At 34.3% G+C, this 24,733-nt stretch carries 20 protein-coding genes; 7 read left to right on the forward strand and 13 right to left on the reverse strand.

Going from position 1 to position 24,733, the window contains the following annotated elements; genetic code table 11:
* Positions 1-39: 39 nt before the first annotated feature.
* Positions 40-2,244: a B12-binding domain-containing radical SAM protein gene (locus tag K6T82_RS00545; RefSeq protein WP_223704077.1), complete on the forward strand. Its 2,205-nt coding sequence runs from the start codon at positions 40-42 to the stop codon at positions 2,242-2,244.
* On the opposite strand, the gene K6T82_RS00550 is transcribed toward K6T82_RS00545, so the two are convergent.
* The 3 genes from K6T82_RS00550 to K6T82_RS00560 all read right to left on the reverse strand — a co-directional run bounded on the left by K6T82_RS00550 (position 2,241) and on the right by K6T82_RS00560 (position 5,038).
* Entirely contained in the window at positions 2,241-3,005 is a 765-nt protein-coding gene (locus K6T82_RS00550; protein ID WP_223704078.1) for an MBL fold metallo-hydrolase, read from the reverse strand. The genes K6T82_RS00545 and K6T82_RS00550 overlap by 4 nt on opposite strands.
* An 84-nt stretch (positions 3,006-3,089) precedes the next feature.
* Positions 3,090-3,776: a response regulator transcription factor gene (locus K6T82_RS00555; RefSeq protein ID WP_223704079.1), complete on the reverse strand. Its 687-nt coding sequence runs from the start codon at positions 3,774-3,776 to the stop codon at positions 3,090-3,092.
* The gene (locus K6T82_RS00560) at positions 3,773-5,038 is read right to left on the reverse strand and encodes a sensor histidine kinase (protein ID WP_223704080.1); all 1,266 of its coding nucleotides are present in this window, start codon (positions 5,036-5,038) and stop codon (positions 3,773-3,775) included. The genes K6T82_RS00555 and K6T82_RS00560 overlap by 4 nt, the downstream gene beginning before the upstream one ends.
* A 164-nt stretch (positions 5,039-5,202) precedes the next feature.
* On the opposite strand from K6T82_RS00560, the gene K6T82_RS00565 reads away from it, so the two are divergent.
* Together K6T82_RS00565 and K6T82_RS00570 are read left to right on the forward strand one after the other, a co-directional pair.
* Complete coding sequence (locus K6T82_RS00565; RefSeq protein ID WP_223704081.1) at positions 5,203-5,619, forward strand: DUF1573 domain-containing protein; 417 nt, start codon at positions 5,203-5,205, stop codon at positions 5,617-5,619.
* 123 nt (positions 5,620-5,742) lie between these two features.
* Complete coding sequence (locus K6T82_RS00570) at positions 5,743-7,323, forward strand: L,D-transpeptidase family protein (RefSeq protein ID WP_223704082.1); 1,581 nt, start codon at positions 5,743-5,745, stop codon at positions 7,321-7,323.
* A 281-nt stretch (positions 7,324-7,604) separates the two neighbouring features.
* On the opposite strand, the gene K6T82_RS00575 is transcribed toward K6T82_RS00570, so the two are convergent.
* On the reverse strand, positions 7,605-8,114 hold the full coding sequence (locus K6T82_RS00575; RefSeq protein ID WP_223704083.1) for a C40 family peptidase: 510 nt from the start codon (positions 8,112-8,114) through the stop codon (positions 7,605-7,607).
* A gap of 217 nt (positions 8,115-8,331) precedes the next feature.
* Here K6T82_RS00575 and K6T82_RS00580 point away from each other — a divergent pair, with 217 nt between their 5' ends.
* The 3 genes from K6T82_RS00580 (at position 8,332) to bglX (ending at position 13,378) form a co-directional block, all read left to right on the forward strand.
* Positions 8,332-9,432 carry an SGNH/GDSL hydrolase family protein gene (locus K6T82_RS00580; RefSeq protein WP_223704084.1) on the forward strand — a complete coding sequence of 367 codons (1,101 nt, stop codon included), beginning with the start codon at positions 8,332-8,334 and terminating at the stop codon, positions 9,430-9,432.
* Positions 9,422-10,804, forward strand: a complete 1,383-nt coding sequence (locus tag K6T82_RS00585; RefSeq protein ID WP_223704085.1) for a sialate O-acetylesterase — start codon at positions 9,422-9,424, stop codon at positions 10,802-10,804. The genes K6T82_RS00580 and K6T82_RS00585 overlap by 11 nt, the downstream gene beginning before the upstream one ends.
* A 279-nt stretch (positions 10,805-11,083) precedes the next feature.
* Positions 11,084-13,378, forward strand: a complete 2,295-nt coding sequence (bglX, locus tag K6T82_RS00590; RefSeq protein ID WP_223704086.1) for a beta-glucosidase BglX — start codon at positions 11,084-11,086, stop codon at positions 13,376-13,378.
* A gap of 367 nt (positions 13,379-13,745) precedes the next feature.
* On the opposite strand, the gene K6T82_RS00595 is transcribed toward bglX, so the two are convergent.
* Both K6T82_RS00595 and K6T82_RS00600 read right to left on the reverse strand, forming a co-directional pair.
* Positions 13,746-14,033 (reverse strand): DUF5615 family PIN-like protein, encoded by a 288-nt coding sequence (locus K6T82_RS00595; RefSeq protein WP_223704087.1) that lies wholly within the window; start codon positions 14,031-14,033, stop codon positions 13,746-13,748.
* Positions 14,033-14,263 (reverse strand): DUF433 domain-containing protein, encoded by a 231-nt coding sequence (locus tag K6T82_RS00600; RefSeq protein WP_223704088.1) that lies wholly within the window; start codon positions 14,261-14,263, stop codon positions 14,033-14,035. Before K6T82_RS00600 ends, K6T82_RS00595 begins: the two co-directional genes overlap by 1 nt.
* A gap of 164 nt (positions 14,264-14,427) precedes the next feature.
* On the opposite strand from K6T82_RS00600, the gene mgrA reads away from it, so the two are divergent.
* Positions 14,428-15,384, forward strand: a complete 957-nt coding sequence (mgrA, locus tag K6T82_RS00605; protein ID WP_223704089.1) for an L-glyceraldehyde 3-phosphate reductase — start codon at positions 14,428-14,430, stop codon at positions 15,382-15,384.
* Between the two features lie 194 nt (positions 15,385-15,578).
* On the opposite strand, the gene K6T82_RS00610 is transcribed toward mgrA, so the two are convergent.
* The 7 genes from K6T82_RS00610 to K6T82_RS00640 all read right to left on the reverse strand — a co-directional run bounded on the left by K6T82_RS00610 (position 15,579) and on the right by K6T82_RS00640 (position 24,609).
* Positions 15,579-17,558 carry a glycoside hydrolase family 97 protein gene (locus tag K6T82_RS00610; protein WP_223704090.1) on the reverse strand — a complete coding sequence of 660 codons (1,980 nt, stop codon included), beginning with the start codon at positions 17,556-17,558 and terminating at the stop codon, positions 15,579-15,581.
* Between the two features lie 176 nt (positions 17,559-17,734).
* Positions 17,735-19,042: a glycoside hydrolase 5 family protein gene (locus K6T82_RS00615; RefSeq protein WP_223704091.1), complete on the reverse strand. Its 1,308-nt coding sequence runs from the start codon at positions 19,040-19,042 to the stop codon at positions 17,735-17,737.
* Positions 19,043-19,045: 3 nt separating this feature from the next.
* Positions 19,046-19,594, reverse strand: a complete 549-nt coding sequence (locus K6T82_RS00620) for a carbohydrate binding domain-containing protein (RefSeq protein WP_223704092.1) — start codon at positions 19,592-19,594, stop codon at positions 19,046-19,048.
* A 35-nt stretch (positions 19,595-19,629) separates the two neighbouring features.
* Positions 19,630-20,820 carry an AGE family epimerase/isomerase gene (locus K6T82_RS00625; protein WP_223704093.1) on the reverse strand — a complete coding sequence of 397 codons (1,191 nt, stop codon included), beginning with the start codon at positions 20,818-20,820 and terminating at the stop codon, positions 19,630-19,632.
* Positions 20,821-20,826: 6 nt separating this feature from the next.
* A complete protein-coding gene (locus K6T82_RS00630) occupies positions 20,827-22,017 on the reverse strand; it encodes a glycoside hydrolase family 130 protein (RefSeq protein ID WP_223704094.1) in 1,191 nt (396 codons plus the stop codon).
* A 30-nt stretch (positions 22,018-22,047) separates the two neighbouring features.
* Positions 22,048-23,436: an MFS transporter gene (locus K6T82_RS00635; protein ID WP_223704095.1), complete on the reverse strand. Its 1,389-nt coding sequence runs from the start codon at positions 23,434-23,436 to the stop codon at positions 22,048-22,050.
* 36 nt (positions 23,437-23,472) lie between these two features.
* Complete coding sequence (locus tag K6T82_RS00640; protein ID WP_223704096.1) at positions 23,473-24,609, reverse strand: glycoside hydrolase family 26 protein; 1,137 nt, start codon at positions 24,607-24,609, stop codon at positions 23,473-23,475.
* Positions 24,610-24,733 lie beyond the last annotated feature (124 nt).

Raw genomic sequence — 24,733 nt, forward strand, 5'->3', positions numbered from 1 at the left:
ATAATAACCCGTATTTTTGCAAAAAAAAATAATTCCCTTTTGAAAACGAAACTTTTTGTAATTACGCCGCCTTTTACACAACTGAATACCCCGTATCCGGCAACGGCGTATATAAAAGGTTTTCTGAATACTAAAAACATCGAGTCGGTTCAGGCAGATTTGGGTATTGATGTGATTTTGGAATTGTTTTCGAAGAAAGGACTTATTGATTTGTTTCAGGTTTCAAGTTTCAAGTTTGAAGTTTCAGGCTCTGAAATCTCAGATAATTCGAAACGAATTTTTGCGCTTCAAGATGAATACATTAAAACGATCGATTCTGTAATTCAGTTTTTGCAAGGAAAAAATCCGACTTTGGCTTTGCAGATTTGTCAGGAAGATTTCTTGCCAGAAGCTTCTCGTTTTGCACAATTGGAAGAACTCGATTGGGCTTTTGGAACAATGGGAACTCAGGATAAAGCAAAGCATTTAGCAACTTTATATCTGGAAGATATTTCGGATTTTATTGTAGAATGTGTTGATGAAAATTTTGGCTTTAGCCGATATGCCGAACGTTTAGGACGAAGTGCCAATTCTTTTGATGAATTATACGATGCTTTACAGCAAAAACCAACCTATATCGATTCGATTTTAATTTCGCTTTTAAAAGCTAAAATTGAAACTGTAAAACCAACTCTTTTTTTAATTTCTGTTCCCTTTCCAGGGAATTTATATAGTGCTTTCAGATGTGCACAATGGGTAAAAGAAAATCATCCTGAGATTAAAATTTCAATGGGAGGTGGTTTTCCGAATACTGAATTGCGTTCGCTTTCGGATAAACGTGTTTTCGAGTTTTTCGATTTCATTACTTTAGATGATGGAGAAGTTCCAATTGAAGAATTAATTTTCCATTTAGAAAACCCAGATTCAGATTCTTTTAAAAGAACATTTTTATTAGAAAATGGAGAAGTAGTTTATAAAAATAATTCACTCAAACACGATTATAAACAAGCTTATGTAGGAACTCCTGATTATTCAGATTTGCCTTTGGATAAATATATTTCGGTTATCGAAATTGTAAATCCGATGCACAGAATGTGGAGCGATGGAAGGTGGAACAAACTCACCATGGCACACGGATGTTACTGGGGAAAATGCACTTTCTGCGATATTTCTTTAGATTATATAAAAGTCTACGAGCCTGTTGCGGCAAGTCTGCTTTGTGATCGAATAGAAGAATTGATCGAAAAAACTGGTCAAAATGGATTCCATTTTGTTGATGAAGCCGCACCGCCTGCTTTAATGCGTGCTTTGGCGCTCGAAATTCTAAAAAGAAAACTCGCGGTAACGTGGTGGACCAACATTCGTTTTGAAAAAAGCTTTTCTAAAGATTTATGTTTGTTATTAAAAGCTTCTGGTTGCATTGCCGTTTCTGGTGGTTTAGAAGTTGCTTCAGACCGATTATTGAAATTAATTGACAAAGGAGTTACGGTTGAACAAGTGGCAAAAGTGACTCGAAATTTTACCGAAGCCGGAATCATGGTTCATGCGTATTTAATGTACGGATATCCAACACAAACGATTCAGGAAACGGTGGATAGTTTAGAAATGGTGCGTCAATTGTTTGAAGCCGGAGTTTTACAATCTGGATTTTGGCATCAATTTGCGTTGACAGCCCACAGTCCAGTTGGATTGTATCCAGAGCAGTTTGGAGTGACGAAAAAAACGGAAGCAATCGGGACATTTGCTAATAATGATATTGAATACACTGATTCTACAGGAATCAATCATGATAAATTTAGTTTTGGATTAAAGAAATCGCTTTTCAATTTCATGCACGGAATTTGTTTTGATTACGAACTACAAGATTGGTTCGATTTTAAAATTCCGAAAACTAAAATTCATCCTGATTTTATTTTTAATGCTTTAGAAGAACAAAACGATTTCAATACAAAACCAAATGCAAAAGTAGTTTGGCTAGGCGGAAAACCTTCGGCATCAATCTTTACAAAATCAAAAAAAGGAAGAAGTTGGGAAATGATGTCTTTAACTTTTCACGACAAAAAAGAAAGTTTCGATATTCAAACAAGCAAAGAAGAAGGCGAGTGGCTAGTTTCTATTTTATCGAAAATAGCGGTTTCTGGCTCGAAAAGTTATACTTTTCAGGAAGTCAAAAATGATTTTGAAACTTCCTTAGAAGATTTTGAATTGTTTTGGTATTCTAAACCAGTCAATGCTTTACGAGAATTTGGATTATTGGTGCTTTAATATTCAATACATTCTCCATCATTCGGAATAGAAGTTTTGTTTAAAAGGCCGTGATCTGAAAGAGCAGTTTTTAATTGCAATCTTGTTGTCGGACAATGATTTAGAGCTTCTAAATGATTCGCAAGAACTTTTCCTGGAGCAAGTGTTGTAAATTTCAAAATATCATCCATTCGCATTAATAAAGGCTGTCCGATATCTAATCTTGCTGTACCGCACGCAACAACCGAGATGTCTGGTTTAAGCTGCGTTAAAACCTTTTCTACATGTTCTGTAAAAATAGTATCAGAACTTATGTAAACCGATTTTTCGTTAGCCAATTCAATAAGAAATCCCATCACATTTCCCATCAATTTGGCGACAAAACCATAACCGTGAATGGCTGGGATTCCGGTTATTTTTCCATCTAAAAATAATTGCGGTTCCCAATATTCTAAAGTTTGTATGACACTTAATCCTCTTTGAACCAATGCTTTTTCATCTTTAGAACTACAGATTACCGGAATGCTTTTTCGTCTTAAAAAAACTTCACCCGCTTTATCGATATGATCAGGATGCAAATGTGTAATCAGACAATGTGTTACGCGACTTAAAATGTCACGACTGTTTTTAGGCAACGCAACAAGCGGATTTCTTTTCGGTTTGTATCTGAAAATAGTAAAAGGTGGAATTGTTTTTCTTTTACCTAACATTGGGTCAACTAAAATGACATGCTTTTCTGTTTCAATTACCAAAGTGGCATTTCGCAAATGATGTAATTTCATATCCAAGAAAATTAAATATTAAAAATACAAAGTTTTTCGAAAAACTGCTTACAGATTTTTCTTTATTTTTAACAGAATTGTGATTTACCCAATCGAAAACCTAAACCCAATTCCATGCAGGTTTTCAATCGAAATGCCTTGTTCATTGGCTAAGATTTTACGTAGACGCGAAATAAAAACGTCCAAACTTCTTCCCATAAAATAGTCATCTGTTCCCCACAAAGAGGTTAAGATTTGTTCTCTTTTTAAAACAGAATTTTTATGATCTAGAAAAAGTTTCAATAATTCGGCTTCACGCTGAGTTAGACCAACTTTTTCCTCGTCATTAAAAAGAATAAAGTTTTTGGTGTCAAATTGATATTTTCCTACTTCATAAATTGTTTTTGCAGGAGGAATATTTTTCTGCGAACGCTTCAAGAAAATTTCAATTTTTAACAGTAATTCCTCAATACTGAAAGGCTTTACCAAATAATCATCAGCACCAAGGCGAAGACCTTTAATACGATCTTCTTTTAAAGTTTTAGCCGAAAGGAAAATAATCGGAACTTCAATATCAATTTTTCGAACAGCTTCAGCAAGTTCAAAACCGTCCATTTTTGGCATCATAATATCAAAAATACAGATGTCGAATTCTTCTTCCTCGAAAATCTTCAGTGCCGATTTTCCATCAGAACAATGAATCACTTCATAATTGTTTTGCTCCAAATTGTCTTTGGTTAAAAATGCAAGTGTTTCGTCGTCTTCGGCATATAATATTTTGAAATTTCTCATTTTTTGTACGGAATTGATAAAGTTAAAGTAACACCTTTTTCTGGATTATTTTCGGCTTTTATTTTCCAGTTTTGCAAACTGCAGATTTCTTTTACATAGTATAAACCAAGTCCAAATCCATTAACTTCGTTACTTTTTTCATTCTGAACGCGGTAAAACTTATCAAAGATAAAAGATATTTTCTTAGGATTTATACCAATTCCATTATCGGTAAACTCGAGTTTTAAGCAGTTGTTATCTTCAGTGATTTTTATTGTGACCTCTGGTTTTTCATTGCAATATTTTATGGCATTATCTAATAAATTATAAACTAAATTGCCAAAATGAAAAATATCTGTTTCTATTAAATATTCGTTTGAAACGGCTTCAATATTAATCGAAGCTTCAGGATATTTCAGTTTTATGTTTTCAATCGCTTCTTCAATAATCGGAACAATTAAAATGCTTTCTTTTTTGAGTTCCAAAGGCGTATAATCTGATTTTGCAATATCTAGAATCTTTTCGATGTGACCGTTTAGCTTATTTCCTTGATTGATAATAATATCGGTATAAGTATAGAGTTTTTTATCTTCTTTAATTGGTTTTTGTTCAATCAAATATTTCGAAGCAATCAGAATAGAAGCCAACGGAGTTTTAAATTCATGCGTCATATTATTAATGAAATCACGCTGCAATTCTGAATATTTTTTATGCTGTAAAAGTGTAAAAATCGAATAAACGTAAATCAATAAAATCAAAATCAATGCAGTTGAAAGTATAAACCAAAAACGCATTGAACTGAATAAATAAGTCGTTTCATTCGGAAAACGAACGGCAAAATAATAAACTAGATTTTTATGCTTTGGAAAATAAACGGTCTTTTTGCATTCTGCTTTTTTCTTTGAAAGCGAAATATAATCACCATAAATCATTTCGTCGCTTTGGCAATTGTACATCGCGTATTCGAAATCGGTCGTGATATTCATTTTTTTGAATTCCGTTTTTAGATAAAATTCTAAAATATCAGGTTCAAATTCGTTATCGACATTTACGATGTAATAGTCGTTTGCAATTTTCTGAACAGGATTCTGAACAGGCAATTCGTGATTGGTTCCTTCGTATAATTTTTTAGCCACTTCAAGCAAAGCAATATGTGCTTTTTGGCTTAGTTTTTTTTGTTCAATTGTAAAAGCCTCTTTTGTCCATAACAATTGTGCCACCAAAATGCTGATAATGGCTACCAATCCTAAGATAATGATGCTGTTGAGTTTATTAATTTTCAAGAATAACGGATTTTGAGAGTGTAATATTAATCAATTTTAGCCTGAAAATAAGCGATTAACAAGTCATTAACAAACGTTTGAAAGCGGTTAACAGCGATTTGTTTTTGTCTGAATTACCTTTGTAATATCAAAATGAACTACAAACCATTTTAAATATATTAGTTATGAAAATGATCAAAATTTCGATGTTAGCTTTGGCTTTAGGCTTAATGTCTTTTTCAGCAATTGCACCAGTACAATCTTTAGTTTCAGAAACTGAAGTTTTAGAAGCTACAGCTTCTACAATTGTTTGGAAAGCCGAAACAATTGATGTTGGACAAATTCCACAAGGAACTCCAAAAGCAATTGTTTACGAATTTAAAAATACAGGAAAAACAGCTGTAGTTATTACAAACGTTCAAGGATCTTGCGGATGTACAGCTACAGATTATACAAAAGAGCCGATTCAGCCAGGTAAATCTGCAAAAGTTACTGCAACTTACAACGCTGCAAACAAAGGTGCTTTTACAAAAACAGTTACTGTAACTACAAGTGCAGAAACAACACCCAAAGTACTTACTTTAAAAGGTACGGTTATCTAAAATTTTAATAGGTTGGTTATATGGCGAAAGCTCTGGATAAGAAATTATCTGGAGCTTTTTATTTGCAGTAATACGATTTTTATTTAATAGAATTTTTTTTACTTTTAATAAAAATTCCTACTTATGAAAATTTGGTATACGCCCTTAATCGCAGTTGTCTTTTTTGCTGTTTTTTCGTGTAATTCGAAAGGAGATAAGAAAGAAGAAAACACAATAAAAAAAGTTGAAAAAGTTCCAGAATTAAAACTGACTATTGATACTATACGCATCGCAAAGTTTTATGAAAGTTACCCGAAGCTGGCAAAATTTAAAACAGATGTAACTTCTTTGTATCAAAAAAACAAATCGACACAATTATGGCAAGATAATAAAGGAGTTGTCGAGTTTGGAAACACCTTATTCAATCAATACAAAAATTTGGATCAGGAAGGATTAAAAGCGAATTATCCTTATAAAGAAGAATTGAATTCGGTTTTTGAAAATAATCCAACAAAAAAATTATCAAAAGAAGACACCGATTTGCTGCTTTCTAACTTGTATTACTATTATGCAGAGAAGGTATACGCAGGTTTTGATGAGAAAACTAGTATTTCGCTAGAATGGCTTTTACCAAGAAAGAAATTCAATTATCAAGTGCTTTCAGATTCTATTTTTAAAAAATCAACCATTTTGGATGATAAGAAAAAGAAGATGTTCAGTCAGTATTACAAACTTCGTGATGCTTTAAAAGAGTATAGAGAAATAGAAAAAAACGGTGGCTGGAAAACTATTGAAGCTGGAGAAGATTATAAAGCTCTAAAAGTTGGCGATTCATCAGGTGTCGTGGCTCAGATTAGAGAAAGGCTTTTTGTTACCAAAGATCTTAAGGAAGATACTAAAAGTGCAGTTTGCGATACGACTTTATTGAAAGCAATGAAGAACTACGAAATTCGTCACGGTTATACTCCAAAAAATACTATTTTATTAGAACATATTAATGACTTGAATATTCCAGTTTCGGAGCGTATTAAAACCATTATTGTTAACATGGAACGCTGCCGTTGGATTGATCCTGAATTGGAAAAAGGACAGAAATATATTGAAGTCAATATTCCTGAATTTAAACTCTATATAGTTGAAGATGGAAAAATTGCTTTTATCTCTCCAGTTGTGGTTGGAAGAGCGATGACAAAAACCGTTATTTTCAGCGGAATGATGAGCAATATTGTTTTTAGTCCGTATTGGAATGTGCCGCCGAGTATTATCAAATCGGAGATTAAACCCGGAATGGCAAGAGACAAAAATTATTTGCAAAAGAAAAACTTGGAATGGAATAATGGTGCAGTTCGTCAGCTTCCTGGTAAAAATAATTCTTTAGGATTAGTGAAGTTTTTATTTCCAAATTCAAGCAATATTTACCTTCATGATACGCCTTCAAAAAGTTTGTTCGAAAGAGAAAGTCGAGCTTTCAGCCACGGTTGCGTTCGTGTAGCAAAACCACGTGAATTGGCAATAGAGTTATTAAAAGTTGATCCGACTTGGAATCCAGCCAGAATCGATAAAGCAATGCATGCCGGAAAAGAAAGCTGGTACACGCTTAAGAAAAAAGTTCCTGTTTATATTGGCTATTTTACCGCTTGGGTAGACCGCGAAGGAAACCTAAACTTCTATAAAGATATTTATGGTAGAGATGAAAGTCTAATCAAATTACTGACTGAAGAATAGTTTAAAGTTTGCCACGAATTACACAAATTTCCACCAATTTAAATTCGTGTTAAAAAAATAAAGCCACAGATTAAAGGATTAAAAATGATTATAAAAAAATCTGTGCTAATCCCTTTAATCTGTGGCTAAAATCAATTTGTGAAAATTTGTGCAATTTGTGGTTAAAAAAATAGAGCCACAAATTAAAAGATTACAATGATTCAAAAAAATCTGTGCTAATCCATCTAATCTTTAGCTAAAAAATAAATTCGCGAAAATTCGTGTAATTAGTGGCAAAAAAATTATTCCGATAAAACATCAACACATTTATAAAAACGTTTGGTATAATGTTCTGTATCAAGTGCAGTTATTGTGACTTGTTGCGCTTTTCCAGACGAAGCATGAATAAATTTCGATTGCATTCCGTTGGCTTCGCAGATAATTCCAAGGTGACCAATTATGGTTCTGTCTTTATAACCATAAAAAACCAAAATATCTCCCACTTTAAATTCTTCTGGTTTTAAAGTTTTACCAATATTCTTATAACCGCTTGAACTTCGCGGAAGCGTCATTCCAAAATTTTTAAAGACATAACTCACAAATCCCGAACAGTCAAAACCTTTCTGCGGATTACTACTGGCATATACATAAGGAGTTCCTAGATATTTTTTTGCAAAAACAATAAGAGAGTCGCGATTTATTTCACTTTGTATTTTAGTGTTTTGAACCACTATTTGAGCTTCTTTCTTTTTTAGGTTAAAAGAAGAAAGTAAAATAACAGGAAGTAGAAATAATAATAAATGCGATCTCATTTTTTATAGTCTTATGTAAATTGAAACGCTAAATATAAACCGTTATTTCATTTTAAAAAGAACAAAAACACCCTGAAAAGTACGATTAGCCACTTTTTATCTCCAAATGATATGTTTTTGTGGTGTTTTTTTATTGCTTTTTGACATTTTAGTATCTTTATCGATAGGCTCTTTCCAATATATTTGTGAATCGTATTTATGTTTTAACAAATAATTTATGTTTCCCAAAAAAATAGCACTTTTAATTTCGTTTTTGCTGATTTCGATTATTTCGAATTCGCAAACTCTAAATTCAAATAAAACTTTCTTGTATCAGGGCAGAGTAGAAAAACTACAAAATGATAATGTCATTTTGATTGGAACGGCTGCTTCGGTTTCATTTAATTTTACTGGAAACGAATGTTCGATTAAACTTCAAAGTGTAGATTCTTATGAACATCATAATTATGTTCAGCTGGTTTTGGACGGTAAATATATAGGAAAGCTTAGAATTGAAAAAGGAGCGATCCAATCATTTCCAATAAAGGTGACTTCCAACCAAAAAGCACATCATTTAGAAATCTATAAAAATACAGAAGCGCAAAGTGGTAATATTTTATTTGCCGGAACAACTGCAAAACTGACTTCAATTTCATTTAAAAAGAAAAAGAAAATCGAGTTTATTGGAGATTCTATTACTTGCGGAGCTGCAAGCGATGGCTCAGATATTCCTTGCGATAAAGGCGAATATATGGATCATCACAACAGTTATTATGCTTATGGACCAACACTTTCAAGAGCAATTGGTGTCGATTATTTAATGAGCTGCGTTTCCGGAATCGGGATGTACAGAAATTGGAACGACGAACACAAAGATGAGGCAATCATGCCAGATGTTTATCAGAATTTGTATTTGACAAAAGATCCTTCAAAACCTAAATATGATTTTGCCTTTCAACCAGACATTATCAGTATTGCTTTGGGAACAAATGATTTTTCTGGCGGGGATGGAAAAAAAGAACGTTTGCCTTTTAATTCTGAAAAGTACATTTCGAATTACATCAATTTTATAAAGATGTTGTACGAACATAATCCGAAAGCTCAGATTGTGATTACCAATAGTCCAATGGTTGGTGGAGAAAGAGGAGTTGTTTTTGAAGATTGTCTGAATAAAATTAAAAACGCTTTCGCGGATGATAAAGCGCACAAACCCATTCAGATTTTCAAGTTCAAACCAATGACTCCAAGTGGATGTTCAGGACATCCAAATGTGGCAGAACATAAAGTTTTGGCACACGAATATGCTCCATTTTTAAAGAAGTTGCTAAATGAAAAATAATATCTATAAGTTTGTTTTCTTTTTATTGATTTCCAGTACTATGATGGCAAACGTTTCGCTTCCGAATATTTTTAGTGACAATATGGTTTTACAACGCAATTCTGAAGTGAAGATTTGGGGTTGGGCGAATCCAAAAGAAGAAATAAAACTGGTTTCAAGCTGGAACAATCAGGAATACAAAACCGTTGCCAATAATCAGGCAAAATGGGAATTGACGATTAAAACGCCAGAAGCTGGCGGGCCTTTTACTATTTCTATAAAAGGTTATAATGAAGTGGTTTTAAAAAATATTCTAATTGGTGAAGTCTGGCTTTGTTCAGGTCAATCGAATATGGAAATGTCTGTGAGTTGGGGAATTGACGATGGGGAAGAAGAAATGAAAAACGCAACGAATCCGAATATTCGATTTTTTACCGTTCCGAAATTGACTGCTACAAGTCCGCAGAATAATTTGCTTGGAAATTGGACAGAATCGACTCCAGAAACCATGAAGTATTTTAGTGCGATTGGTTACTTTTTTGCCAAACGCCTTCGCGAAGATTTGAAAAATGTGCCAATTGGATTAATTTCTTCGAATTGGGGTGGAACTCCTGCCGAAATCTGGATGCCAGAAGATGTGGTGAATAATGATCCGCTTTTGTTGGAAAATGCTAAAAAACTAAACGAACAAGAATACGGACCAAGACAACCAGGACGCGCTTACAATGCGATGATTTATCCAATTGTCGGATTTAAGATTGCAGGAACGCTTTGGTATCAAGGCGAATCGAATGTAGGTTCTTTAGTTTATGATAAAACTTTGGGCGCTTTAATTACTGCGTGGAGAAAAGAATGGAATGATAATTTTCCGTTTTATTATGTTCAGATTGCTCCGTTTAAAACAGGAAAAAATAATTTCTCCAATGTAACAGTTAGAAATTCTCAGAGAAAATTGTTGAACGAGGTTTCAAAAACTGGAATGGTTGTGATTAGCGATATTTCGGATACGATTGATATTCATCCAAAAAATAAAAAATCGGTTGGAATTCGTTTAGCAAATTTGGCTTTGGCTGAAACATATAAAACCAATTCTAATTTGGTAAATGGTCCGCTTTTTAAAAACATTAAAATTGAAAAAAACAAAGTAATCGTTTCTTTCGATTATGCTGACGGACTTTATTTTAAAGACAAAAAATCGAATCAATTTGAAGTGGCTGGAACTGATGGAGTTTTTTATCCTGCGGAAGCTTCAATAAAAAATAATCAGGTGATTTTGACAAGTAAAAAAGTTGTAAGTCCAGCAAAAGTGAGATTTGCATGGGGAAATACAACGCAATCGGATTTGTTTAATAAAGCGAATCTGCCTGCTTCTTGTTTTACGAGTGAATTTTAGATTTTTCGCATTTCGTCATTGCGAGGAACGAAGCAATCACAGTTGCTAAATCAAATTGTAGTGCGGTTGCTTCGTTCCTCGCAATGACATGATGAATGAAAATATTGTTGTCAACCCGTGTGCGTGAGGGATTGAGGCGGTATCCTTTTATGAAGCGATAGCGAAATAAAAGATATAGCCGAAAGCCCGCCCGCCGCGGCGGGACACGCCCAAATAAAAAAACTTAGAATCTTAGCAACTCAGAACCTTAGCATCTAAAACAAACTAACTAAACCACATATGAAAAATAAAAAAATAATTATTATCGGGGTTTTATCCCTGTTTACCGTTGGAAATATGAATGCACAAAAAAAGCCGTATCTGGATAAAAATAAAACTGTTGAGCAGCGAATTGATTTGCTTTTACCGTTAATGACGTTGGAGGAAAAAGTGGGACAGATGAACCAATATAATGGTTTTTGGGATGTTACTGGACCCGCACCAAAAGGCGGAACAGCCGAATTAAAATACGAACATTTAAGAAAAGGATTGGTAGGCTCGATGCTGACGGTTCGTGGCGTAAAAGAAGTTCGTGCCGTGCAGAAAATCGCGGTTGAAGAAACGAGATTAGGAATTCCGTTGATTATTGGTTTTGACGTAATTCATGGTTATAAAACGTTAAGCCCAATTCCGTTGGCAGAAGCAGCGAGTTGGGATTTGGAAGCGATTAAAAAGTCGGCAGCGATTGCAGCTGATGAAGCTTCGGCATCTGGAATTAACTGGACTTTTGGGCCCAATGTCGACGTTGCAAACGATGCACGTTGGGGACGTGTGATGGAAGGCGCAGGAGAAGATCCGTATTTGGGAAGTAAAGTAGGTTATGCTCGTGTGAAAGGTTTTCAAGGAGAAACGGTTGCTGATCTTCAGAAAGTAAATACCATCGCGGCTTGTGCAAAACATTTTGCTGCTTACGGTTATGTTGAAGCTGGATTGGAATATAATATTGTAGATATCAGTAATTCTAAATTGTACAATTCGGTTTTACCGCCTTTTGAAGCGACGGTCGACGCGGGAGTTCGTACGTTTATGAATTCGTTTAATACTTTGAATGGAGTTCCGGCAACTGGAAATGCCTTTTTGCAAAGAGATATTTTAAAAGGAAAATGGAAGTTTGACGGATTTGTAATTTCGGATTATGCATCAATTCGCGAAATGATTGCGCACGGTTATGCAAAAGATGAAGCCGATGCAACAGCAAAAGCAGTTATCGCAGGTTCTGACATGGATATGGAATCGTATTTATACGTTGTAAAATTGGTCGATTTGGTAAAATCTGGAAAAGTAAAAGAATCTTTAGTTGATGATGCCGTTCGTAGAATTCTTCGTGTGAAATTTGAATTAGGGTTATTTGATGATCCGTATCGCTATTGCGATGAAAAACGCGAGAAAGAAGTTGTTGGAAGTAAAGCCAATAATGAAGGCGTTTTGGATATGGCGAAGAAATCTATTGTTTTATTGAAGAATGACAAAAACTTGCTTCCGCTAAAGAAATCTGGACAAAAAATCGCTTTGATTGGTGCTTTGGCAAATGATAAAAACAGTCCGTTGGGAAGCTGGAGAATTGCAGCCTCTGATGATACAGCCGTTTCAGTTTTAGAAGGAATGCAGCAATATAAAGAAAATCAGCTGACTTTTGAAAAAGGTGTAGATTTATTAAAACAAAAAGCGACTTTTTTAACCGAAACAGTTTTCAATACGACAGACAAAAGCGGATTTGAAGCAGCGAAAAAAGCAGCAAAAAATGCCGATGTTGTCGTAATGGTTTTAGGAGAATATGGTTTCCAAAGTGGTGAAGGAAGAAGTAGAACTGATTTGAATTTGCCAGGTCTACAACAAGAATTATTAGAAGAAATCTACAAAGTAAATCCGAATGTAGTTTTGGTTCTGAATAATGGTCGTCCGTTGAGTATTCCGTGGGCTGCAGAAAATGTACCAGCAATTGTGGAAGCTTGGCATTTAGGAACTCAAACTGGAAATGCCGTTGCGCAGGTTTTATACGGAGATTATAACCCAAGTGGAAAATTGCCAATGTCGTTTCCTAGAAATGTTGGACAAGTACCAATTTATTACAACAAATACAGTACAGGAAGACCAATTGATAGCGATAAAAACGTTTTCTGGTCGCATTATATGGATGTGGAGAAAACGCCACAATTTCCGTTTGGTTTTGGATTAAGCTACACCACTTTTGACTATAAAAACTTGAAATTGAATAAAAATTCTTTTGCAAAAGGAGAAAAAGTTGAAGTAAGTGTTGAGGTTACGAATTCAGGAAATTATGATGGAAAAGAAGTGGTGCAATTATACATTCATGATGAATTTGCAAGTATCATTCGTCCAATAAAAGAGTTAAAAGGTTTTGAATTGGTGAATCTTAAAAAAGGAGAAACGAAAACCGTAAAATTTACTTTAACAGATAAGGAACTTGGTTTTTATAATAACGAAGGAAAATATCTTGTAGAGCCAGGAACTTTCAAAATCATGGTTGGAGGAAGTTCCGATAAAGGTTTGCAAAGTGGTTTTGAGATTCTTTAAGTTTCAAAGGGACAGAGTAGCAGAGTATCAAAGTGACAAAGTAACAAAGTTTTTAATCTCGCAAAGTCGCAGAGTCGCAAAGTTTTTTTGAATAGCCCCTAGCTTCAGCTAGGGGGAAATTTGAATTTTAAAAAGGCTTTAGCCAAACTTCCGATAGTTTGGCTAAAGCCTTTTTTTCGTTTGTTATTTTTACATCCAGCTAAAGCTGGACGCAATTCAATCTTAAAAATTAAAAATTAAAAATTAAAAATTAAAAATTAAAAATTAAAAATTAAAATTTAACTTTGCGACTTAGCGCCTTTGCGAGATTAGAAACATCATTAATAGATTTCTAAAATCATTAGTTGCTCATTAGAAATAAAGGATTCTATAATTTCTTTTTCGAAATGAGTACTTCAGCTAATTGCTTTGTGTTTTTATTGAAGGTTTTTAGAATTATTACTTTTGGAGGAACGCCTATTAGGAGCAGTAATTTTTCAAAATCATCATCATGTGTAAGAGTCGTGAAATCATTTTTTCTTGCAAATTCCCAGATTTGGATATCTTTTGCTGGTTGCGTTACTTGAATATCATTTGAGTGAAAACAATTTGGGAAATCATTTTCAACAAGCTTTGCAATTCTCCACGAAATATTAGCATCAAATAACAACTTCATTATGCTGCTATTATTTTTGTGATATTTTCTCTATTTGCAGCAAATGATAAAGCTGCAAGAATATGTTCTCTTTTTAGTTCGGGAAAATCTTCAATAATTTCTTCGAAGGACATTTCTGTAGATAACCAAGAAAGAATATCAGAAACACAAATACGAGTTCCTGTAATAACAGGTTTTCCAAATCTGATATCAGGATCTATTGAAATTAAGTTTTGCCAGTTATTTTCCATGTTTCTTTGTATTTAAACAAATTTACAAAATTAAATATGATTTTAATTTTCTCTCGCAGATTTAGCAAATCCAGCAGATTTTTTTAATCTCCTAAATCTGCAAAATCTGCGAGAGTTTTTTGTATTTTTAAAATCTATTAAAACTCCAACCTTAAATTAAAACAATGAAATATAACAGATGCGGAAGAAGTGGTTTACTACTTCCAGAGATTTCCTTAGGATTGTGGCATAACTTCGGTTCAGTAGATAATTTTGAAAATGCAGAAAGTATCGCCATTGAAGCTTTTGATAAAGGAATAACCCACTTTGATTTAGCGAATAATTATGGTCCGGTTCCGGGTTCTGCAGAAGAAAACTTTGGAAAAATATTGTTGCATAATTTTCAGGGAAATCTCCGTGATGAAATTGTAATTTCTACCAAAGCCGGTTATACGATGTGGAAAGGTCCTTACGGAGACTGGGGTTCGAGAAAATATCTCTTGTCAAGTTTAGATCAAAGTTTAAAACGAATGAATGTCGATTATGTTGATATTTTTTATTCGCATCGTCCTGATCCTGAAACTCCGATTGAAGAAACGATGATGGCTTTGGATCATGCTGTTAGAAGTGGAAAAGCTTTGTATGTCGGAATCAGTAATTATTCTGCTGAACAAACTCGTGTTGCTGTTGATGTTTTGAAACAATTAGGAACACCTTGTTTGATTCATCAAGCAAAATATTCTATGTTGCAACGTTGGGTTGAGGATGGTTTGCTTGATGTTCTAGAAGAAAAAGGAGTAGGCTGTATTGCATTTTCACCTTTGGCACAAGGGCTTTTAACCGACAAATATTTAAATGGAATTCCTGAAAACTCAAGAGCTCATAATCCAAACGGACATTTGAGAGAAGATGAGGTTACTCAGGAACGTATTCAGAAATTAATTCAGCTGAATGAGATTGCTCAGAATAGAAATCAGTCTTTGGCACAAATGGCTTTGGCTTGGTTGCAAAAAGACAAACGAATCACTTCGGTTTTGATTGGCGCTAGTTCAGTAAAACAATTATGCAATAATATTGATTGTCTTCAGAATACGGAGTTTTCTCATGACGAATTGAATGCGATTGAGAAGATATTAGCTTAATTTCCATTGCATAATCTAGACTGGACTGAAATCCAGCCCTACAATATGAATCGAGCCGAAGGCTCTTTTATAGTTACAAAGGAACAAATTGTATTGTAGAGTTGGACTTCAGTCCAGTTTTGTTAGATTAAAAAACGTAAACCCGACAGGTTTTAAAAACCTGTCGGGTTTGAAATATATAGAATATCGTTTTTTTATTTGATAATCATTGCCAAACCTCCGCCGCTTGCCAATCGATATTTTAGTTTCATTGTAGAATCAACGATTACAGTTTCTTTTTTATAATCTACTGCAGCTTTATCAGCATTTAAACCGTCAGAGAAAATCTCGGCTTGGAATTTTTTGCCTTTTTCAAGGAAAGAAAAATCAATTGTAATGTCTCTGGAATCCCAATTTGTGATTGCACCTAAATACCAAATATTGTCTTTTTTTCTGGCAATGGAAACGAATTTTCCAACTTCTCCGTCAAGAGCAACAGTTTCATCAAAAACGGTTGGAACTTTAGCTATAAAATCAGTGCTTTCTTGTTCCTTCATAAAAGCGGTCGGACTATCGGCCATCATTTGTAAAGGTGCTTCAAAAACGGTGTAAAGTGCCAATTGATGACATCTTGTTCCTTGACTCATTGGAGCTGAATGATTTGGTTTGAACTCACTTTTTGTCGCATTTCGCATTGCACCCGGTGTATAATCCATTGGGCCAGCCATCATTCTGATAAACGGAATTGTGGTGTCGTAAAGTGGGACATCATCATTTGGAGTCCATTTATTATTTTCTAAACCTTTTACGCCTTCAAAATTTAAAATATTTGGATACGTTCTTTGAATTCCAGTTGGCTTGTACATGCCGTGAAAATCCAAAACCAATTTATAATTTGCCGCTTTTTGCGAAATATCATAAACCGAATTTACCATTTTGGCATCATCACGATCTAAGAAATCCACTTTAAAACCTTTGATTCCTAGATTAGCATAATTTTTTAAAATCCCGTCGGTGTTTTTAGTTAAAGCCATCCAAGAACTCCACAAAATAATCCCAACATTTCGTTCTTTTCCATAAGCGATTAAAGCTTCTAAATCTACATTCGGATTGTGTTTCATAATGTCTTCTTCCAAACTCCAACCTTCGTCTAAAACGACATATTCAACTTTGTTTTTAGACGCAAAATCAATGTAATATTTGTACGTCTGGGTATTAATACCAGCCTTAAAATCGACATTATAAATATTCCAATCGTTCCACCAATCCCAAGCTACTTTTCCAGGTTTGATCCAAGAAATGTCTTTTATTTTTGAAGGCTCGGCTAATTTCTGAACCATATCATTATTCGATAAAGCGGCATCATTTTCAGAAATCACAATGGCTCGCCATGGGAAAGTTCTCGTTCCTTTGGTTTTGACTAAATAATCTGCTCTTTCTGTGATTAATCGGTTGATATTGTTGAATCCGCCGTTGGTTTCTTTTAATGGATATTTAGAAAATCGAGATTCAAAACCAGATTTGTCTTTGTTGTTTGTTACAAATAATCCTGGGTAATCTTCCAAATTAGCTTCTAGAAAAACCGCTTTTTTATGATTTTTGTAATCAATTAAAAACGGAAGAAATGCCAAAGTATCTTTTGCAAATTCGCTAATGTTTTTGTTTTCATACTGTGCTTCAAATGAAGAAATATAAGGATCTTTTGGATTTCTTAAATCTCTCACATAAGGCATTAAAGTGCCGTAATCTTTATCGAAATTCAAAACAACTTCTTCTGATTTTACCGTAATGTCTTTTTTCTTTTTAGTAATAAAACGATATGCGGCACCATCATCAAAAACACGATATTCTATGCTGAAATCATTTTTAAAATTTAAAGTCAGCTGATTGTAATGATTTTGAACCGATTTCTTTTTGTAAAGCGGAGTTTCAAATGAAGTATTTATCGTTTCTTTTTTTGAATTAATGACAACTGGATTTTTTCCTAAAATCTGATTTTCATCCAAAGTCAAAGACATTTCTGAAGGTGCTAGAATTAAATCTTTTTCATGTGAAATCGACCATGAAATTTTATCATCCACAGCAATTTTAACTTCAATTTTTCCATCAGGAGAAGTCACAACAAAATCCTGTTTCTTCTGCGAAAAAGAAAGATTTAAGAATAGCAAACAAAAAAGAATAAATGTATTATTCATGCGGATATTTTTTTAAACCATATAAGTGATATAAGTTCATTTAATAAAAATCTAATTTAATCTGCCGAAGTCTTTTAAATCTGTGTGAAAAACTTTTTGCGTATAGATTTTTCTCGCAGATTTAAGAAGATCAAAGGAGATTTACACAGATTAAATCTTGCTAAAATGAACTTATATCACTTATATGGTGAAAATTTTTTTTTCTGTAATTCTAAATTGTATTTTTTTACAATTTCTAAAGTCGATTTGTCTCCGTTAAAAACAGAATTTAAGCCTTGTGGTTCTTGTGGTGGATCTGTTGTTAATGGTTCGCCAGGATTCCATTTTCCATCAGGGTGAATTGCTTTCCCTTCACCGCCATAACCCCAGAAATTCGCCGCTTGCAACGGACCTCCATTTTTATGACTTTCAACCACTCTTCCAAAAATATAACTGTAAAATTTGTCACGATACACAGAAGGTGCGCCTGCATTTAAATTTTCATTTTCTCTCGGAAGTCCGAATTCTTCAATAATAATGGGTCTTTTTAAGTTGTTAGCCACTATAATATGATCGTCGATATATTTTCCAGCGTTTTCGATTGTTTTGGGCATTGTCGCCTCGGCATTATCGGCTTTAAACCAGTTCCAGTTTTTTGGCCAAATGTGCATCGTTAAATAATCGATATTCGGATTTTGATGCGTTCTCTCGAAGATTTCCATGCTGTCGTTCGAGCTGTTTTTTCCTTCAGAACCCGTAGAAACCAAATGGTTTTTGTCTAAACTATCAATTAAATCCACAATATTATTTAACCATTTTGTGAATTTCGCTTCGTTTTCTTTTGTAAAAAGTCGGGGTTCATTACCAACTTGCCACGCCATAATCGTGTTATCTTCAGTATATTTCTTTTTAGAATAAGGATTTGTTCTTCCAATAATAAATTTCACATGATTGTTTAATGCTTCCATACAAGGTTCACAACTATGAAACTGCTCTGTGTATGACATAAACTGAGGCCAAGTATTTGGCGGAATAGCAGGAACTGGAACTGGACCTTTTCCATTCCATTCTAAATATTGCGACATTCCGCCCGACCATTCCCAGTTATTCGTCAAATACAAAACCGCATACATATTGCGTTTCCCCATTTCGTTAATCAAGAAATCCAATCCGTCCAATAAATCTTCATCGTATTTTCCTTGTTCATATTGTAAGGCAGGACGAACTGTAAAATCGTATTTTCCACCATCGGCACCAACCAAAACACGCAAATTATCGATTCCGTTTTTCTTCATTAAATCCAATTCGCGTAAAAGTCTTTTTCGATCACCTATTTTTTTAGAGGCCAACATGCTTCCGTACCAATAATTGGTTCCGATATAACTGTAAGGTTTGTCGCCCTTGTAAAATTGGTTTCCTTTTACCGTGATTTTTTCCTGCGCTTGACAAGCAAATGCAATAGTAATGAAAACTAGCGAAAGAACTTTTAAAATTTTATGTTTCATGGTTTATTTGTTTTGAGAATCTACTTTTGCATATTCCTCTTCACCCAAAGCCTTTAGGTTAATATCATCAAAAAAAACAGTACCGTTGGTTTGAGCCAGAGCTAGCATTATTCTGATTTTTTTGGCATCGGCAGGAATTTTTACTGCTTTTTTATAGTTTGTCCAGTCGGTTGTGTTTTTGGCTCTTCCGATAGTTTCTGAACCGACTTGTTTGTCGGCTGCATTTGTAAATTCTACAATGATGGCAGCTGCTTTATACTCTTCTTTTTGATTTTCTACTTGGTCGGTTTTCATCCAAGCACTGCATTCAATAGCATAACTATTTTTTGGAATTAAAATAGTCTGGTCCAAAGCTTTCCATTCTGCACCAGTAAATTGGTTGATTACGACGCTGTTTCTTCCGGTTTTTTTCTCGTATGGAGAAAGTGCGGCATTTTCCTGACCCGACCAATTGATAAGATCTCGCTCAAAACCAGCATTTTTTATAAGGTTCATCTGGGCGTTTGAAAATGTGGCAAGCAGTAAAAAACTAAAAAGTAAAAGCTGTTTCATGATAATGCAATAGTTAGAATTTGAACTAAAATAGGTTAATCTTGAATTCGGGCAATAAGTTCCAAACAAGCGCGGCCGTTATGATAAGGGCATTTCCAAAATCCGGCTTTGTCTTTTTTCATTATAGAATAATCACCGTAAACTCCCCAATACCATTCGCCGTTTTGCTTGTCAATCATGTATTTTTTTGTGAATTTCCAGATTTTATAAACGATATCCAAATATTCTTCATTTCTAGTTAATTGATAGGCATTGTAATATCCTATTAAAGCTTCTGCTTGAGGCCACCAGTGTTTTTCGGAAATTAATTTGCCTTTTTCAGGATCGTATTCGTACCATAAACCGCCATCAGAATCAATACCTTCTTTTGTGGCTTCGGCAATATGGACTGCGTGTTTTTTAAAATTAGCAATCAAAGTTTCGTTTCCTGAAATTTCGGCACATTGTTGTAAAAGCCAGGCTGCTTCAATATCGTGACCGTATGAAATCACATCTGGTTTTTCGATCCAGTTTTCATCAAAAAACAAATGCAAATGTCCAGTTTCAGGATTGATGAAATGCTTTTCGATGGTTTCTAATAACTCAATACTATCTTTTAAGAGTTTTTCGTCTTTCCAGACTTTATATAAATTCGCATAAGCTTCAATAATATGAAGATGCGTATTCATGGTTTTCTTTTCGTTGGCATCTTTCGCACTTAAACGCAAGTCTTCAATAGGCTGCCAATCTCTGGTAAAAGCTTCAAAATAACCTTTGTTTATAGAATCATAGCTGTGTTCTTGAATTTTGGCGTATAAATTTTTAGCCATTTCCAAAGCTCGTTCTTCTTTTGAAATCGCATAATATTCAGATAAGCCATAAATCGCAAATGCCAAAGCATAGATTTGGTTTTTGGTGTCTTTTGGAGTTTTATCCTCATTAATACTCCAAAAAAGACCTCCAAATTGTGTGTCATAAAAATAAGCTGCAAGATATTCAAATGCTCTTTTCGCCAAATTTTTGTGGTTTTCGTTTTTTGTGGTTTGATAACTGGCAGAGAACGTCCAAAGAATTCGAGCATTTAAAACCGAACCTTTTTCTGCATTGGCAATTTGATGATCATTAAAATCGATTTGCCCTACAAAACCTCCATTTTTATCGTCGAGAGTTCGTTCTGACCAATAATTTAAAATAGAATTCAGTTCTGCGGTTAGTTCCGATTTTAGAAGCTTTTTTTGTAATGACACGATATTTTAAATTGCGTTGTTTTTTTCTATTTGATTGATGATCGTCTGAACTGAACCAGCAGAAATAAAAGTATCTGCAGGAGTATTCGTTACATAATCGACTAATTTGTCTACCGTAGAAACTGCAACATGCATCCTTGTATCTGATGAAGCATAGTAAACGTAAACTGTTCCGTTTTCATCTTCAATCCATCCGTTTGAAAACAAAACATTCGAAACATCGCCGACTCTTTCAATTCCTTCAGGACCCATAAAATGCCCGGCAGGAACGTGTGTTACTTTAGAAATGTCATTTAAATCGGTCATAAACATGTACAATGTATATCGCAATCCTGCAGCCGTATTTCTAACGCCATGTGCTAAATGCAACCAACCTTTTGACGTTTTAATTGGAGCAGGGCCAAGACCATTTTTCAATTCGTAAATGGTATGATATTGTTTCCCAAAAATGATTTTCTCTTCTTTTACAACCGGATTGGTCATATCGTCAACATAACCTAAACCGATTCCACCGCCAGATCCAACATCAATAAATCCGTCTTGTGGGCGCGTGTATAAAGCATATTTTCCGTTTACAAATTCTGGATGCAACACTACATTTCGCTGTTGTCCTGTGTTGGAAATCAAATCAGGAAGTCTTTCCCAGTTTACTAAATCTTTAGAACGAACGATTCCTGCATTGGCTACAGCCGAACTGGTGTCGCCTTTAGGAGCTTTTGGATCTTTTCTTTCGGTACAGAAAATTCCATACACAAATCCGTCTTCATGGTTGATTAAACGCATGTCGTAAACGTTTGTATCTGGTTCTTCGGTTTGCGGAATTACACAAGGTTTATCCCAAAACTTGAAATTGTCAATTCCGTTCGGACTTTCCGCTATAGCGAAAAAAGATTTTCTATCGATTCCTTCCACACGAACAGCCATTAAATATTTTCCATTCCATTTCATTGCTCCGGCATTGAAAGCGGCATTTATTCCGATTCTTTCCTGCAAAAATGGATTGGTGTTTTCATTAAAGTCAAAACGCCAGTTTAACGGAATATGAGCAGCTGTAACAACTGGATTTTTATAACGATCGTAAATGCCATTTCCTATTGTTTCCTGCGGTTCATTTTTCTCTTCGATTAATGTTTTATGTTGTTTTTCTAACGCCGATTTTCTTTCTTGAAAAGTGGCTGAAGAGGTTATTGTTGTCATATGATTTGATTTCTATATCTGTATCTTTAATTATTTTTGATCTCTCTTTTCGTTTAAATCCTGTTCTATAATCTGTAATTTTTCTTCTGATAAAGGGTAAAATGCTATAAATGCAACTGATATTGCTGCTGCAATTGCAGGAAGTATGCTCAACATTAATTGAATTCCATTTTGAGCTGTTGCGGTTTGTTCAACATTGGCCTGAAAACCAAAATACCCTAAAAGCCACCCAGCTCCGGCGCCTCCAATTGTCCATCCAAATTTTTGCGACATGGACGAAGCAGAGAAGACTAGACCAGTTGCTCTTCGTCCTTCTTTCCATTCTGAATAATCGGCACTGTCTGCGTACATGGACCAGATTAACGGAAAAATACATCCCGCACAAATACTAATTAAAACCTGAAAACTCATAATAAGTGTCACATCTTCTTTTCCAAATAAATAGAAAATAAGACTTAGAATTGCAGCCAAAGCCATAGCACCAAAGAAGGTTTTCTTTTTACCAATTTTATTCGCAATTGGTGTTGCAATGATTACTCCGATAATGTTTGCTGCTTGTCCTAGAACCAAATAAATAGAAGTTGGTGTCATATGGAAGTCAGTTCCGAAAAGTGAAAAATCGAAGTTTACATTACTGCTCACGTAATATTTGAAATAGTAAACCGCTGCTCCATCACGAATAGAATTGAAAACTAATGCGCCAATTCCAGCTCCCAATAAAATCCACCAAGGTTTATTTTTTAGAAGATCTTTTAAATCCTCTTTTAAGTTGTTTTGTTCATTTTCAATTGGTTTGATTCTTTCTTTCGTAAACAAAAAACAAGCCCAGAAGAAGATTGTAGTAATGAATCCGAAAACGGCAATTGTAGCCAACCATCCAGATTTAGAATTTAAATTTCCTCCGAAATAATTTACCAAAGGTTCAATTAACCAAAGCGCTAAAAGACTTCCTCCAAAAGCAAAAACCATTCGGTAAGAAGAAAGTGTGTTTCTTTCTTTTCTGTCTGAAGACATAACGCCTAAAAGTGATGCATAAGGAACATTTATTAGAGAATAAATCATCATCATCAACGAATAGGTCACATAAGCATAAATTATTTTTCCTTTTTCGTCAAAATCTGGTGTGTAGAAAGTTAAGACTCCAATCACGGCAAAAGGAATTGCTACCCAAAGTAAATATGGTCTAAATTTCCCCCATTTGCTTTTGGTTCTGTCAGCCAGAATTCCAACAATCGGATCAAAGCAAGAATCCCAGATTCTGGTAATTAAAAACATAGTTCCCACTACGGCAGGCGCCAAACCGAAAACGTCGGTATAGAAAAACAACAGATACATACTGAAAATTTTCCAGAACATTGATGATGCGGCATCTCCAAGTCCGTAACCGATTTTTTCTTTTAAACTTATTTTGTCGTGCATTGGTTAATTTTTTGAGGTTTGGTTTTAATTTGTATTTTATTTTAAAACTTTTTTAATGTCTTTTTCAAATATAGTTTTATCCAGATTATAAAAATCAACAAAATCTTTTTCGCTTACTTGTCCGCTAAATGGAGCGTAATAATGCATTTTTTGTTCTTTCTCTTGCCAGCCGTGATTTCTCCATAACAATACATAAGAAATTTTATAGTCTCCAATTGCTTTTAATAAGGTTCCTGTCCACCATTTTGGATCTGGAACGGCTTCATATCCAGCTTCTGCTAAGGCAATCAATTTATGTTTTTTAGCATTAATTTCATTCAGTATTTTAAATTGATTTTGAACTTCACGAATAAACTTTTCACCATTTGGGTCATTATTGTTCTGATAACTGTCGAAGCTTAACATGTCTACATAATTATCACCTGGATAGTTGGTTAAGAAATCATTTTCAGTTCCAAAACTTCCAGTGTTATAAACGTAGATTAAATTGTTAACGCCTTTTTTTTGCAAATAGTCAACAGTAAATTTCCATGCTGTTTTAAATTCTTCTGGAGTGCAATTTCCTTTTCCCCACCAAAACCAACCACCTGTGAGTTCATGAAAAGGTCTAAATAGAATAGGAATATTTTTTCCGTTTTTATCTTTTAATGAAAGAAAGAAAACAGCAGCTTTATCTAGCCAAGAAGTAAATTTTTTATGATTTTCGGCTCCAGGTAAAATTGTTTTCAAAGAATTTGGAACATTATCCCAGGCATTTTTTCCTGTTGCAGGATTATCAAAATGCCAACTGATTGTCGAAATTCCGCCTCTGGCATTTGCTTCAATAATGTATTGTTTCATTTTAGCAAAAGGAACGCCGTCAATATTATTGACATCATCTTTTTCTAAACCGGCAATATCCCAACCGTAAACAGCAGGATAATCGCCAACTATATCTTTTATATCGCTACGACCATTTTCATACTTCCATTTTACGCCATAAGCCAAATCGTCCTGATGGCCAAAAAGAAAGCCTTTTTGAGACAAGGTATTTAAGTTTTGGTATAAAATTTTGGTTTCAGTTGTCGCTTTTTTATCTGAAAGTGACAAATTAGTATTAGTTGTGCTTTTTTGCGAAAAGCAACTAGTTGTAATAAGAGTCAAGGTTAAAAGCTTTATTAGGTGTTTTTTCATTGCGAAATAGAAGGTTTTTTAGATTGGCTAAAGTGAAATAAACAATAGGTTTAACTTGATAAAAACAGATGGATTTCTATTTGAAAAAATCCTTGCTGTAATGTTGTTGAAATTATTAAAACTA

Source organism: Flavobacterium potami (assembly GCF_020026915.1).
Lineage (GTDB): Bacteria > Bacteroidota > Bacteroidia > Flavobacteriales > Flavobacteriaceae > Flavobacterium > Flavobacterium potami.

Bases quoted from the DNA above. Each gene is read 5' to 3' on its own strand.
- K6T82_RS00550 (WP_223704078.1), bottom strand. From the start codon at position 3,005: ATGAAATTACATCATTTGCGAAATGCCACTTTGGTAATTGAAACAGAA.
- K6T82_RS00555 (WP_223704079.1), bottom strand. From the start codon at position 3,776: ATGAGAAATTTCAAAATATTATATGCCGAAGACGACGAAACACTTGCA.
- K6T82_RS00565 (WP_223704081.1), top strand. From the start codon at position 5,203: ATGAAAATGATCAAAATTTCGATGTTAGCTTTGGCTTTAGGCTTAATG.
- K6T82_RS00570 (WP_223704082.1), top strand. From the start codon at position 5,743: ATGAAAATTTGGTATACGCCCTTAATCGCAGTTGTCTTTTTTGCTGTT.
- K6T82_RS00575 (WP_223704083.1), bottom strand. From the start codon at position 8,114: ATGAGATCGCATTTATTATTATTTCTACTTCCTGTTATTTTACTTTCT.
- K6T82_RS00580 (WP_223704084.1), top strand. From the start codon at position 8,332: ATGTTTCCCAAAAAAATAGCACTTTTAATTTCGTTTTTGCTGATTTCG.
- K6T82_RS00585 (WP_223704085.1), top strand. From the start codon at position 9,422: ATGAAAAATAATATCTATAAGTTTGTTTTCTTTTTATTGATTTCCAGT.
- bglX (WP_223704086.1), top strand. From the start codon at position 11,084: ATGAAAAATAAAAAAATAATTATTATCGGGGTTTTATCCCTGTTTACC.
- K6T82_RS00595 (WP_223704087.1), bottom strand. From the start codon at position 14,033: ATGAAGTTGTTATTTGATGCTAATATTTCGTGGAGAATTGCAAAGCTT.
- K6T82_RS00600 (WP_223704088.1), bottom strand. From the start codon at position 14,263: ATGGAAAATAACTGGCAAAACTTAATTTCAATAGATCCTGATATCAGA.
- mgrA (WP_223704089.1), top strand. From the start codon at position 14,428: ATGAAATATAACAGATGCGGAAGAAGTGGTTTACTACTTCCAGAGATT.
- K6T82_RS00610 (WP_223704090.1), bottom strand. From the start codon at position 17,558: ATGAATAATACATTTATTCTTTTTTGTTTGCTATTCTTAAATCTTTCT.
- K6T82_RS00615 (WP_223704091.1), bottom strand. From the start codon at position 19,042: ATGAAACATAAAATTTTAAAAGTTCTTTCGCTAGTTTTCATTACTATT.
- K6T82_RS00620 (WP_223704092.1), bottom strand. From the start codon at position 19,594: ATGAAACAGCTTTTACTTTTTAGTTTTTTACTGCTTGCCACATTTTCA.
- K6T82_RS00630 (WP_223704094.1), bottom strand. From the start codon at position 22,017: ATGACAACAATAACCTCTTCAGCCACTTTTCAAGAAAGAAAATCGGCG.
- K6T82_RS00635 (WP_223704095.1), bottom strand. From the start codon at position 23,436: ATGCACGACAAAATAAGTTTAAAAGAAAAAATCGGTTACGGACTTGGA.
- K6T82_RS00640 (WP_223704096.1), bottom strand. From the start codon at position 24,609: ATGAAAAAACACCTAATAAAGCTTTTAACCTTGACTCTTATTACAACT.